The sequence below is a fragment of the Limimaricola pyoseonensis genome, from assembly GCF_900102015.1.
In the GTDB taxonomy this organism is placed as follows: Bacteria; Pseudomonadota; Alphaproteobacteria; order Rhodobacterales; family Rhodobacteraceae; genus Limimaricola; species Limimaricola pyoseonensis.
In genome coordinates, this window is the sequence record NZ_FNAT01000001.1 from 307,873 (window position 1) to 319,334 (window position 11,462).

13 protein-coding genes and 1 tRNA gene are annotated in these 11,462 nt (G+C 68.1%); 9 read left to right on the forward strand and 5 right to left on the reverse strand.

What is annotated here, in order from left to right; genetic code table 11:
* Window positions 1-160 precede the first annotated feature (160 nt).
* The 3 genes from BLT43_RS01505 to BLT43_RS01515 form a co-directional block, all read right to left on the reverse strand.
* Window positions 161-1,726, reverse strand: coding sequence for a GAF domain-containing protein (locus BLT43_RS01505; RefSeq protein ID WP_165612514.1), 1,566 nt, complete (start codon window positions 1,724-1,726; stop codon window positions 161-163).
* Window positions 1,727-2,046: 320 nt separating this feature from the next.
* Complete coding sequence (locus tag BLT43_RS01510; protein WP_090109454.1) at window positions 2,047-2,832, reverse strand: ion transporter; 786 nt, start codon at window positions 2,830-2,832, stop codon at window positions 2,047-2,049.
* 466 nt (window positions 2,833-3,298) lie between these two features.
* Window positions 3,299-3,388 (reverse strand) — tRNA-Ser (locus BLT43_RS01515).
* Between the two features lie 164 nt (window positions 3,389-3,552).
* Between BLT43_RS01515 and BLT43_RS01520 the strand changes: the two genes are divergently transcribed.
* The gene (locus tag BLT43_RS01520) at window positions 3,553-4,392 is read left to right on the forward strand and encodes a DUF2059 domain-containing protein (protein WP_090109455.1); all 840 of its coding nucleotides are present in this window, start codon (window positions 3,553-3,555) and stop codon (window positions 4,390-4,392) included.
* 3 nt (window positions 4,393-4,395) lie between these two features.
* Here BLT43_RS01520 and BLT43_RS01525 read toward each other — a convergent pair whose 3' ends face one another.
* Window positions 4,396-4,722, reverse strand: coding sequence for a hypothetical protein (locus tag BLT43_RS01525; RefSeq protein ID WP_090109456.1), 327 nt, complete (start codon window positions 4,720-4,722; stop codon window positions 4,396-4,398).
* Between the two features lie 216 nt (window positions 4,723-4,938).
* On the opposite strand from BLT43_RS01525, the gene BLT43_RS01530 reads away from it, so the two are divergent.
* From BLT43_RS01530 to BLT43_RS01560, 7 genes are all read left to right on the forward strand, one after another.
* Window positions 4,939-5,553 carry a 50S ribosomal protein L21 gene (locus tag BLT43_RS01530; protein WP_090110220.1) on the forward strand — a complete coding sequence of 205 codons (615 nt, stop codon included), beginning with the start codon at window positions 4,939-4,941 and terminating at the stop codon, window positions 5,551-5,553.
* Between the two features lie 12 nt (window positions 5,554-5,565).
* Complete coding sequence (gene rpmA, locus BLT43_RS01535) at window positions 5,566-5,835, forward strand: 50S ribosomal protein L27 (RefSeq protein WP_090109457.1); 270 nt, start codon at window positions 5,566-5,568, stop codon at window positions 5,833-5,835.
* 158 nt (window positions 5,836-5,993) lie between these two features.
* Window positions 5,994-6,539 (forward strand): GNAT family N-acetyltransferase, encoded by a 546-nt coding sequence (locus tag BLT43_RS01540; RefSeq protein ID WP_090109458.1) that lies wholly within the window; start codon window positions 5,994-5,996, stop codon window positions 6,537-6,539.
* A complete protein-coding gene (locus tag BLT43_RS01545) occupies window positions 6,539-7,066 on the forward strand; it encodes a GNAT family N-acetyltransferase (protein ID WP_207497384.1) in 528 nt (175 codons plus the stop codon). The genes BLT43_RS01540 and BLT43_RS01545 overlap by 1 nt, the downstream gene beginning before the upstream one ends.
* Before the next feature lie 102 nt (window positions 7,067-7,168).
* Window positions 7,169-8,209, forward strand: a complete 1,041-nt coding sequence (obgE, locus tag BLT43_RS01550; protein ID WP_090109460.1) for a GTPase ObgE — start codon at window positions 7,169-7,171, stop codon at window positions 8,207-8,209.
* On the forward strand, window positions 8,197-9,303 hold the full coding sequence (proB, locus tag BLT43_RS01555) for a glutamate 5-kinase (protein ID WP_090109461.1): 1,107 nt from the start codon (window positions 8,197-8,199) through the stop codon (window positions 9,301-9,303). Before obgE ends, proB begins: the two co-directional genes overlap by 13 nt.
* A 51-nt stretch (window positions 9,304-9,354) precedes the next feature.
* Entirely contained in the window at window positions 9,355-10,620 is a 1,266-nt protein-coding gene (locus BLT43_RS01560) for a glutamate-5-semialdehyde dehydrogenase (protein WP_090109463.1), read from the forward strand.
* On the opposite strand, the gene BLT43_RS01565 is transcribed toward BLT43_RS01560, so the two are convergent.
* Window positions 10,592-11,212 (reverse strand): histidine phosphotransferase family protein, encoded by a 621-nt coding sequence (locus tag BLT43_RS01565; protein WP_165612515.1) that lies wholly within the window; start codon window positions 11,210-11,212, stop codon window positions 10,592-10,594. The two genes, BLT43_RS01560 and BLT43_RS01565, sit on opposite strands and share 29 nt — an antisense overlap.
* Window positions 11,213-11,245: 33 nt before the next feature.
* Here BLT43_RS01565 and BLT43_RS01570 point away from each other — a divergent pair, with 33 nt between their 5' ends.
* Window positions 11,246-11,425: a DUF3553 domain-containing protein gene (locus BLT43_RS01570; RefSeq protein ID WP_090109467.1), complete on the forward strand. Its 180-nt coding sequence runs from the start codon at window positions 11,246-11,248 to the stop codon at window positions 11,423-11,425.
* Window positions 11,426-11,462 lie beyond the last annotated feature (37 nt).

Consider the following 11,462-nt stretch of genomic DNA (forward strand, 5'->3'; position numbering starts at 1 on the left):
TCGGCCATTCGGCTCGGGCAGGAAGAAGACGGCAAAGCCGGAGACGACCAACCGTGGCCTCAGGTCCCGGCGCCTGAGGCACACGCCGTCACCGGCCGACTACAGACCGAGCTTGTCCACACTGCTGCCATCGGGCGCCGCAGCAAGACCGAAACCGGCGCTAGGCGTTTGGGGCAACCGAAGGCGACTGGCCATATCGCGTGCCACCGGGGCCCGGCGCCTCCGCCATTTCCAGGCGCGCGCATGGCAGGCGCAGCCGGACATGGAAGCCCGTCTCGTCATGCCGGCGCTCGAAGCTTCCGCCCAGGCGGCCCTCGACCATCAGCTGCATCAAGCGGGTGCCGAAACCGACGCGCTGCGAGGCCTGCGGCGGGGCGGCCGGGGCAATATCGCGGATCTCGCTCCAGTCAAGCACGAGGTCCTCTTGCGCCTCGGAGACGGCCGCGCGGATGGAAATCCGGGCGTCCTCCCGCGCTCCGCCATGTTTCAGCGCGTTGGTGGCAAGCTCGTTAAGGATCAGCGACAGCGGCATGACGCTGTCGCTGTCGACGACGAGCGCGGGGGCCTCGATGGTGATCCGGTCGCGCTCGGGCAGGATGCCGATCGCCTCGCCGATCAGCGCCGGCAGCGCGACGCCCTCGCTGGCATCCTCGATCGCCATGCGGTTGGCCCGGCCCACCGCCACGAGACGCCCGAGGAAGGCGTCGTCCAGCTCATCCTTGTTCTGTGCCGCGCGCGAACAGCTGCGGTAGATCGAGGCGAGCACGGTCAAGCTGTTGCCGACGCGGTGGCTCATCTCGCGGCGGAGCGTCTCGCGGTGCTCGGAATTCTGCTTGCGCCGGATCGCCACGCCGACTTGGCTGCCGATGGTCTGCAGCATCCGCAGGATCTGCGCATCGAGCCGGGCCCGCGGGGTGCCGAAGAACTCGAGCACGCCGTGGATCTCGTCGCCCTGTCCGACCGGCAGCGCGACCGCGCGGGTCAGCCCCACCTTCGCGAAGGTGTCGCGCCGGACGAACTGGCGGGAGGCGGAGAGGTCGTCGAGCGCCTCCAGCCTGCCGGACCGCAGGGCCCGCCCCGGCAGCCCCTCGCCGGGCGCGAAGAGCACGCGGCTCGTGGCCTCCACGACCGGCTGGAAATGCGCGTCCGCCAGGTGCCAGATCCCGGTGGGATGCAGGCGGGCATGATCGCCGCGCCCGCGCACGACGAGGAAATGCCCGGCCTCCATGCCCGAGACGCCGCAGACCGTGTCGAGGCAGAACTGCGTGAACTCGTCGAACGAGACGTCGTCGAGCAGGCGCTGCGCCACCGCCAGCAGCGCATCGGCCTCTCGCGCCCGAAGCTCCTGCTCCCGGCGCGCCGTCTCTTCCGCGACCCTGCTGCGGATGAACGCGTAGAAGATGCGTCCGCCCCCGTCGAGCGGCATGGGGAAGATCGACAGCTCGATGGGGAACTCGGTGCTGTCCCGGTGCAAGGCCGTGATCTGCACGCGCTTTTCGAGAACCGGCCCTTCGCCGGTGCGGTTGAAGTGCTCGAGACCGCGCGCGTGGTTCTCGCGATGCTGCGGCGGAACGATGAGCTGACCCATCGACGCCCCGAGGGCCTCGGACTTGGCCCAGCCGAACAGGGTCTCCGCGGCGCCGTTCCAGGCCACGACCATCCCGGCCTCGTCCATGCCGACCACTGCGTCGAGTGCACGGTCAAAGAGAGATTCAAGATGTTTCACGGTTCCCCCATCCAATCCACCACGCCTACCGACTGTCCCGGGCCATGTCGAGGCAATGTGTCGCACCATGAAGGACGGGTTTGGCGATGCTACGTCAGGGCAGCGCAGCGGCCGGCGAGCGGCGGCCATGGTCGGCTGCGACGGGCGGCTACTTGCGCCGGTCGCAGCCGACTCGGAACCGATCGCAACGACCCGGCGCGGACGGGCCGCGCAGGCGGCCTTGCCTGTCCGAGAGCGGTCGGTTCTCTCGAGGCTTGCGGGTCTTGCCGTGTACCGTCGACGCGAACTTCATGGTGTCGCCGGCCGAAAGGCGGGTGCCTTCAATCGCCTCGCGACCCGCGATCGGACAGACGTTTCTCGATGAGTTCGAGGCGTTTGAGAACCTCGTCCCGGTAATCCTCCGTGGCCGCATTGGATTCCTGCGCGTGGGCATCCTGCATGCTGTTCACGATCAGGCCGACCACGAGGTTCACCACCGCGAAGGTCGTGACCAGGATGAACGGCACGAAGAACAGCCAGGCATAGGGATAGGTCTCCATCACCGGGCGCACGATGCCCATGGACCAGCTTTCCAGCGTCATGATCTGGAACAGCGAATAGGCCGAGTGCGGGATCGTGCCGAACCAGTCCGGGAACGCCTCTCCGAAGAGCTTCGTCGCCATCACCGCGGCGATGTAGAAGATGAGCGCCATCAGCAGGAACACCGAAGCCATGCCCGGCAGGGCCGACACGAAGCCTTCGACCACCCGGCGCAGGGTGGGGGCCACGGAGATGATCCGCAACAGCCGAAGGATGCGCAGCGCGCGCAGCACCGAAAGCCCCTGGGTCGCCGGCACGAGGGCGATCGCCACGATCGCGAAGTCGAAGACGTTCCAGCCCGAGCGGAAGAACGAGAATCCGCGGGCGAAGATCTTCAGGGCGATCTCGATCACGAAGATGGAGAGGCAGAGCACGTCGAGGAAGATGATCAGGTCGCCGGCCGCGGCCATCGCGGCATCGGAGGTTTCGAACCCCAGAACGACCGCGTTGAAGAGGATCACACCCGTGATGAAGTTCCGCGTCACCGGGCGGTCCAGCCTCTCGGCGACGTAATCTCGGATCGACATGCCCGACTCCATTTCGAAAACCGGCACCTCTATGCGGATGGCCGCGAGGCGACACAAGCCGGGAAGAGGCCTGAGTTCCCGCTTCGCGCCTGGGATTGGAGGGCTCAGCGAGGCCGAGGTGGGACGCTGCCGGAAATGCTGGGGCGAGGAATAAGGCTGAGCGACGGCGCAAATTGCCTGATCGCGTCGCCGGTCGGGTTTGGCACTCCAACCGGGTTGGTGTCCACGAGACCGGCGGCAGGAGAGGATTCCCATTGTTGCTCGCCAGTCGATCAAGGTTGGGTCGTCGAATGGCACGACTGGCGCCTAGGAGGCATAGGTAGCTTGAATGGGGAACACAGTCGGCGCACCCGGAAGGCTTGAAAGGTGCCATGGCATGACGCTTTTAGCGCTATTCGTGCGACATTCCGACACGCGCACTAAGCCCGTTGAACTCACTGTACTGCAGTTGGATCAAGGGGGATAGTGGCGGAGAGACAGGGATTCGAACCCTGGGACCCCGTGAAGGGTCAACGGTTTTCGAGACCGCCCCGTTCGACCGCTCCGGCACCTCTCCGCGGTCTGTGGGGGGCGATGTAACGAGAGCGGCGGGGGCGTGCAAGCCCCAAATCGCGGGAATTTTCGCCTTGCCGCCGCGAAGGCCGCATCACCTCGGGGAAGCTTCGCTTGGCGCATCGGATGGCGCCGTATATTTTCCCTCACAGACCGCCGGAGAACGTCATGACCTTGCCCTTCAAACCTGCCGCCGCGCTTTGCGCCACATGCCTCTGGCTCGGCCCCGTGGCCGCCCAGCCGGCGCCCGATGCCGGGGTCGATGCGCTCTACGATGCGCTCGCGCTCGAGGGGATGGTCGCCGTCATGCGGGTGGAGGGGCTCGATTACGGGGCCGAGATCGCCGAGGGCATGTTCGACGGCCGGGCGCCGGCGGGCTGGAGCGAGGCGGTCTCGGCGATCTACGATGCCGAGGCGATGCAGCAAAGCCTGCGCGACGGCATGGCGGAGGCACTCGACGGGGCGGAGATCGCGCCGATGATCGACTTCTTCGCCGATGGCCCCGGCCGTCGTCTCGTGGCCTTGGAGCTGTCCGCGCGCGAGGCCCTGCTCGACGAGGATGTCGAGGCGGCCGCCCGCGAGGCTGCCGCCCTCGCCATGGCCGAGGAGACGCCGCGCTTTGAACTGGTCGATCGCTTCGTGGAGGCCAACGACCTGATCGAGGCCAACCTCGTCGGCGCGCTCAACGCGAATTACGCGTTCTCTCTGGGGCTGCTCGAGGGCGGCGGCTTCGACGGCGCGCTGAGCGAGGACGAGATCCTGCTGCAGGTCTGGTCGCAGGAAGAGGAGATCCGGCGGTCGACCACCGAATGGGTCTATTCCTTCCTCAACCTGGCCTACCAGCCCGCCGAGGAGGCGGACCTGGAGGCCTATATCGCGTTCTCCGAAACCGCGACAGGCGGGGACCTGAACCGCGCGATGTTCGAGGCCTTCGACGCGATGTTCAGCGACATCTCGCGCGACCTGGGGCGCGCGGCGGCCGCGGCGATGGCCGGTCAGGACATCTGAGGCTCAGCCGCCCCAGAGCAGCAAGGCGGTGGTGAGCGCGCCGGGGTTGGTCTGGTAGAGCCCGAGATCGCCCTGCATCTGCAGCAGGCGCGCCGGCCGATCGGTGCCGGGCACGCCGGCCGCGTCGAAGGCGCGGGTCAGGGCCGGCCCGCCGCCGGCCTCGATGTCGCCTAGCAGCGCCGCGAAGTCGCCCTTCACCGCCAGTTCGACCGCGCCGCGCCGGGCCTGATCGGCGGCGCTGGCCGGCATCAGGGTCGGTCTGAGGCCGGGCAGGGCGCCCGGCGCGCAACCGGCGAGGAGCAGGGCGAGGAGAAGGGGGGCGGCACGCATGAAGGGCTCCGGGACGGGGGTTGACTTGCGGGTCCGTTGTGCGGATAAGCCCGCATCCCGGCAAGGGCTCTTGCCTCGGGATGCGCGGTCGTCCGCCAAGGACGCCGCATGATTGCAATGATCGCCCGAAGGGGCGCGCTGTCCAAGGGTGGCCCGGAAGGGCCATGAACGCCCCGAGGGGGGACCCGAGCGACGCGGGATACGAAGGAACGAATGATGTTTGCGGTTCTGAAGACCGGCGGCAAGCAATACAAGGTGGCCCAGGGCGACGTGCTCCGGGTCGAGAAGCTCGCCGCCGAAGCGGGCGAGACCGTCCAGTTCAACGATATTCTGATGATCGGCGACACCATCGGTGCGCCCTTCGTCTCGGGTGCCGGCGTGCAGGCCGAGGTGATCGACCAGGTCAAGGGTGACAAGGTCATCAACTTCGTGCGTCGTCGCCGCAAGCACTCCTCCATGCGCACCAAGGGCCACCGTCAGCAGCTGACCCTGGTCCGCGTGACCGAGCTGCTGGCCGAAGGCGCCGACAAGTCGGGCGTCAAGGCCGCCATCGGTGCCGGCTCGGCCCCGCAGGCCGCCGCGCCCGCCGCCAAGCCGGCCAAGAAGGCCGCCAAGGCCGAAGCGCCCGCCGCCGGCGGCGACGATCTGAAGAAGCTGTCGGGCGTCGGCCCGGCGCTCGAGAAGAAGCTGCTGGCCGCCGGCATCACCAGCTTCGCCCAGATCGCGGCCTGGACCGAGGCCGACATCGCCCGCGTCGACGAAGAGCTCGGCCTCAAGGGCAAGATCGAGAAAGAGGGCTGGGTCGCCCAGTCCAAGGACCTCAAGGCCTAAGGAGAGAGACACATGGCACACAAGAAAGCAGGCGGCTCCTCCCGCAACGGGCGCGACAGCGCCGGACGCCGCCTCGGCGTCAAGAAGTTCGGCGGCGAAGCCGTGATCCCGGGCAACATCATCATGCGCCAGCGCGGCACCAAGATGTGGCCGGGCCAGGGTGTCGGCATGGGCCGCGACCACACCATCTTCGCCACCGAAGAGGGTCGCGTGACCTTCCACAAGGGCCTCAAGGGCCGCACCTTCATCTCGGTGCTCCCGGTGGCCGAGGCCGCGGAGTAACGCCGGACCTTCAGTCGAAGACAGAGGACGGGGGATCGGCAAGAGGCCGGTCCCCCGTTCTCATTATGAATACAAGACGCGCGTAGCATGAAGCGCGCGGACGCGGCCGGGCCGGAACCGGCCCATTTGAGGCAGCAGGGTAGCGGAGGAGGCCACCCATGAAGAGCAACGACATTCAGGTCAGCGATGGCCAGCCGGTGATTCAGGCCGAACGCTTCGTGCTGCGGCCGGTGCGCCGCTCCGACGAGGGGCTGATCGCGCATTACGCTGCCGATCCGCGCGTGGCGCGCGGCACCCGCACCATCCCGCACCCGCTGCCGCCCGGCACGATCACCCAGCTGATCGAGCGCGCGCAGCGCCCCGACCGTGGCGAGGATGTCTGGGTGATCGACGGCTCCGAGAACTCGCTGGCCGAGGTGCTGGGGCTGGTGACGCTGACCCGCATGGATCGCGGCCAGTCCGAGGTGCATTACTGGGTCGCGCCGGCCTTCTGGAACACCGGCTTCGCCTCCGAAGCGCTGCGCGCGCTGATTGCCGCCAACCCGCATGGCGCGGCGCAGATCTTCGCGGAAGTGTTCCAGGACAACGCCATCTCGGCCCGCGTCCTGACCAATTGCGGCTTCGAGTATCTGGGCGATGCCGAAGCCTATTCGGTGGCCCGCGGCGCCACCGCCCCCACATGGACCTATGCGTTGAAGATCTGATGACCGAACTGACGACCGAACGACTCCGGCTGCGGCCGGTCTGTGCCCGTGACGTGGACGCGATCCACGCCGCGCTGCAGGACATCGAGGTGGCCCGCTGGCTCAGCCGCGTGCCCTATCCCTACGGCCGGGGCGACGCCGAATGGTTCGCGGGCGAGGTCGAGGCCGGCCGGATCCCGGCCCATGCGGTGCACGACGCCGAGGGCTTCGCGGGCGTGATCGCGATCGACCCGACGCTGGGCTACTGGTTCGCGCGCGACCGCTGGGGCCGCGGCTATGCCACCGAGGCCGGCCGCGCCGTGCTCGCGGCGCATTTCGCCGACCCTGCGGCCGAGACCGTCGAGGCTGGCTATTACGACGAGAACGAGGGGTCGGGCCGGGTGCTCGCCAAGCTCGGCTTCGAGCCGGCGGGGCCGCAGATGCTGCCTTCCATGGTGCTTGGCCACGACGTGCCGGGCCAGAAGGTGCGCCTCACGCGCCAGCGCTGGCAGTCGCTGCAGGACGAGGCGCGGCGCAAGGCCGCCTGACGCGGCGAAACGGATGGCGGGTCTCCCGCCCGCGGCGCCGCCCTTGAGAAGGGCGGCGCGATCGGCTACCTCAAGCGCTTATCCGCAAGAGGCATCCGGCACATGAAATTCCTCGATCTCGCCAAGGTCACCATCCGCTCGGGCGCGGGGGGCAATGGCTGCGCCTCGTTCCGCCGCGAGAAGTTCATCGAATTCGGCGGCCCGAATGGCGGCGATGGCGGCAAGGGCGGCGATGTCGTCGCCGAAGCGGTCGACGGGCTGAACACGCTGATCGACTTCCGCTACCAGCAGCATTTCTTCGCGCAGAACGGCCGGCCCGGCCAAGGCAGCCAGAAAACCGGCGCCGATGGCGACGAGATCGTGCTGCGCGTGCCCGTCGGCACCGAGATCATCGACGAAGACCAAGAAACCGTCCTTGCCGACCTTACCGAGGTCGGCCAGCGCGTGCTTCTGGCGCGCGGCGGCAATGGCGGCTGGGGCAACACCCATTTCAAGACCGCCACGAACCAGGCGCCGCGCCGCGCCAATCCCGGCCAGCCCGGGATCGAGCGGGAGATCTGGCTGCGGCTCAAGCTGATCGCCGATGCCGGCCTGCTGGGCCTGCCCAATGCCGGCAAGTCCACCTTCCTGGCCGCGACCTCGAACGCCCGGCCGAAGGTGGCGGACTATCCCTTCACGACGCTGGCCCCCAATCTCGGCGTGGTCGGCGTCGACAATGTCGAATTCGTGGTCGCCGACATCCCCGGCCTGATCGAGGGCGCGAGCGAGGGACGCGGCCTGGGGGACATGTTCCTTGGCCATGTCGAGCGTTGCGCGGTGCTTTTGCACCTCGTGGACGGCACCTCCGGCGACCCGATGGTCGATTATCGTACCATCATCGGTGAACTGAACGCCTATGGCGGGGGTTTGGCTGAAAAGCCGAGGATCACGGTGCTCAACAAGATCGATGCGCTGGACGAGGAAGAGAGGGCCTTCTTGGCCGAGGAACTGGCTGCCGAATGCGGCGGCGAGGTGCTTCTGATGTCCGGCGCCACCGGCGAAGGCGTGACCGAGGTGCTGCGCGCATTGCGCGCGCGCATCGACGCGGACCGCCTGCGCCAGAAGACAATACCCGAGGAGGACAACGGAACATGGCAACCCTGACGGAAGCCAAGCGACTGGTCGTCAAGATCGGTTCGGCCCTGCTGGTCGACCGCGAGACCGGACAGCTTCGATCGGACTGGCTGCGCAGCCTGGCCGAGGACGTGGCGATGCTGCGCGAGAACGGCACCGAGGTGGCGTTGGTCTCGTCGGGCTCCATCGCGCTTGGCCGCCGGGTCCTGCACTTGCCGCAAGGCGAACTGCCGGTCGAGCAGAGTCAGGCCGCCGCGGCGGTGGGCACGATCCGTCTTGCCCGGGCTTACGAGGACGTCTTTACGCCGCATGGCAAGACCACGGCGCAAGTCCTTGTAACTTTGGACGATTCCACGAACCGTCGTCGCTACCTCAATAGCCGCGCGACGCTCGATACGCTGCTGACGCTCGGTGTCATCCCGATCGTGAACGAGAACGACACCATCGCCACGGACGAGATCCGCTACGGCGACAACGACCGCCTGGCGGCACAGGTCGCTGTTACGGTCGGTGCCGACCAGCTGATCCTGCTGTCGGATGTCGACGGCTTCTACAACGGCAACCCGCATGTCGATCCGAGCGCCAAGCGTTTCGAGGAGGTGAAGGAGATTACCCCCGAGATCCAGGCCATGGCCGGGCTCGGCGTCTCCGGCCTGTCGAAGGGCGGCATGATCACCAAGCTGCTCGCCGCGAAGGTCGCCTCCGAGGCGGGCTGCGACATGGCGATCACGCTGGGCTCGCCGCTCAACCCGCTCAAGCAGCTGATGGAAGGCGCCAACGCCACTTGGTTCAAGGCGCAGACCGACCCGCATTCGGCCCGCAAGAACTGGATCTCCGCGATGAAGCCGAAGGGCGAGATCCGGATCGACGCCGGCGCCGCCAAGGCGCTCGCCGATGGCAACTCGCTGCTGCCGGCCGGCGTCACCGGCGTGTCGGGCCGGTTCGGTCGCGGCGACCCTGTGGCGATCACCGGCCCGGACGGCATCCGCGTCGGCTTCGGCCTGACCCGCTACACCGCCGAGGAGGCCCGCAAGCTGCGCGGCCATCAGAGCGACGAGATCGAGAAGGTGCTGGGCTACAAGGGCCGCGCCTCGCTGGTGCACCGCGACGACATGGTCGTCTGAGACCGGCCGCACACGACCAACGAACATGACAGCGTCCGAAAGGAGCCCCGCATGACCGAGACCACCGACATTCCCGCCCTGATGAAGGATATCGGCGAGCGCGCCCGCGCTGCCGCAGCCGAGCTGGCCTACGCGCCGGCCGAGACCAAGAAGGCCGCGCTCGAGGCGGCCGCCGAGGAGGTGCTGCGCCGCCGCGACGAGATCAAGGAAGCGAACGCCAAGGACCAGGAGTTCGCGACCGAGAAGGGCATCAGCCCCGCGATGATGGACCGCCTGAAGCTCGACGACGACCGCATCCAGTCGATCGTCGACGGCTTGCGCGCCATCGCCGGGCAGGACGACCCGGTCGGCGCGGTGATGACCGAATGGGACATGCCCTCGGGCCTCAACATCCGCCGCGTGCGCACCCCGCTCGGCGTGGTCGGCGTGATCTACGAGAGCCGTCCCAACGTCACCGCCGACGCTGGCGCGCTGTGCCTGAAGTCCGGCAATGCCGTGATTCTGCGCGGCGGCTCGGAGAGCCTCAACTCCTCGACCCTGCTCACCGAGTGCCTGAAGACCGGCCTCGAGAAGGCAGGGCTGCCGTCCGACGCGATCCAGCTCGTCCCGACCCGCGACCGGGCCGCCGTCTCGGAGATGCTGAAGGCGACCGACCATATCGACGTGATCGTGCCGCGCGGCGGCAAGGGCCTCGTCGGCCTCGTGCAGCGCGAGGCGCGGGTGCCGGTCTTCGCCCATCTCGAGGGCATCGTGCACATCTACGTCGACAAGGACGCCGACCCGAAGAAGGCGATGGAGGTCGTGCTGAATGCCAAGACCCGTCGCACCGGCATTTGCGGCGCGGCCGAGTGCCTGCTGGTGGACGAGGCGGTCAAGGACAGCCTCGGCCGCGAGATCGTCTCGGCGCTGGCCCAGGCCGGGGTCCGGGTGCATGCCTCCGACGCGTTCCGGGATGTCGAGGGCGCCGAAGCCGCGACCGAAGAGGATTGGGGCCGCGAGTATCTCGACATGGACATCGCCGCGACGACGGTGGACGGCGTCGACGGGGCGATCGCGCATATTCGGCGCTACAGCTCGAACCACACCGACGGCATCATCACCGAGAACCAGGCGACCGCCGAGCGGTTCTTCGAGCGGATCGACAGTGCGATCCTCGTGCACAACGCCTCGACCCAGTTCGCCGATGGCGGCGAGTTCGGCATGGGCGCCGAGATCGGCATCGCCACCGGCAAGATGCACGCGCGCGGCCCGGTCGGGGCCGAGCAGCTGACCAGCTTCAAGTACCTCGTCACCGGGGACGGCACGATCCGGAGCTGACCTCCAACGCGAGGTGGGTCGCGCACGCCTCGAGACCAAGCTGGCCGCCACTGGCGGCCAGCGCCGCGGCGGCCAGCGGGAATTGCACCTGGCCAGGGTCGGGCGGCGGCATCGGCACTGTGTCGGTCAGACATGCCCAAGCATCCGAATCGAGGCGGATGCGCCGGGCGCTGGCCTCGATCCGCCATTCCGCCCCCGAGCCCAGGATCACGACGTCGCCGCCTTGCGGCAGGGCCGTCTCGACGCATTGCAGCAGCAGGTAGACAAGGCGCAGCGCGTCGCGGGGCTGGTCCTCGGTCGGCCGCCAGTCGTAATGCGTGCGCCCGCCATGCGACAGCGTGTCGAGCGTGGCGACGATCTCGGCACGGCCGATCAGCTGCCCCGGCGCCGGGGCGCCGAAGGCGATGCGGAAGAAGCGGATCCGCGCGATCGCGTTGTTCACGCTTTCGGTGATGAGCGCCATCTCGGGGCCGGGCGCCGCGATCATGGCCAGCAGCTCCACCCCATTGCCGATCGCGCTCACCGGGTTGATAAGATCATGGCAGATCCGCGATGCGACGAGCGCGGGCAGACTGTCGCCCGACCCGCTCATCCCCGTGCCACCCGAATTCCAGAGGAGATCGCGATGACCGATCTGAACGCCATTTTCACGCCGGGCGTCGTCGTCCGGCATCCCGACCGGCCGGAATGGGGCGAAGGCCAGGTCCAGTCGAACATCGGCGGCCGCATCACGGTCAACTTCCGCGAACGCGGCAAGGTGGTGCTCGATGGGTCGCGCGTCGATCTCATCCTGGTCTCCAGTTGAGCGAATACAACCTAAGGTAGCAATCTGCCCTGTTCTG

Excerpts from the sequence above, each read along its gene's own strand:
- BLT43_RS01530 (WP_090110220.1), top strand. The coding sequence starts at position 4,939 with ATGTTTGCGGTTCTGAAGACCGGCGGCAAGCAATACAAGGTGGCCCAG.
- BLT43_RS01570 (WP_090109467.1), top strand. The coding sequence starts at position 11,246 with ATGACCGATCTGAACGCCATTTTCACGCCGGGCGTCGTCGTCCGGCAT.
- BLT43_RS01545 (WP_207497384.1), top strand. The coding sequence starts at position 6,539 with ATGACCGAACTGACGACCGAACGACTCCGGCTGCGGCCGGTCTGTGCC.
- BLT43_RS01565 (WP_165612515.1), bottom strand. The coding sequence starts at position 11,212 with ATGAGCGGGTCGGGCGACAGTCTGCCCGCGCTCGTCGCATCGCGGATC.
- BLT43_RS01510 (WP_090109454.1), bottom strand. The coding sequence starts at position 2,832 with ATGTCGATCCGAGATTACGTCGCCGAGAGGCTGGACCGCCCGGTGACG.
- proB (WP_090109461.1), top strand. The coding sequence starts at position 8,197 with ATGGCAACCCTGACGGAAGCCAAGCGACTGGTCGTCAAGATCGGTTCG.
- BLT43_RS01520 (WP_090109455.1), top strand. The coding sequence starts at position 3,553 with ATGACCTTGCCCTTCAAACCTGCCGCCGCGCTTTGCGCCACATGCCTC.
- BLT43_RS01540 (WP_090109458.1), top strand. The coding sequence starts at position 5,994 with ATGAAGAGCAACGACATTCAGGTCAGCGATGGCCAGCCGGTGATTCAG.
- BLT43_RS01560 (WP_090109463.1), top strand. The coding sequence starts at position 9,355 with ATGACCGAGACCACCGACATTCCCGCCCTGATGAAGGATATCGGCGAG.
- BLT43_RS01525 (WP_090109456.1), bottom strand. The coding sequence starts at position 4,722 with ATGCGTGCCGCCCCCCTTCTCCTCGCCCTGCTCCTCGCCGGTTGCGCG.
- obgE (WP_090109460.1), top strand. The coding sequence starts at position 7,169 with ATGAAATTCCTCGATCTCGCCAAGGTCACCATCCGCTCGGGCGCGGGG.
- rpmA (WP_090109457.1), top strand. The coding sequence starts at position 5,566 with ATGGCACACAAGAAAGCAGGCGGCTCCTCCCGCAACGGGCGCGACAGC.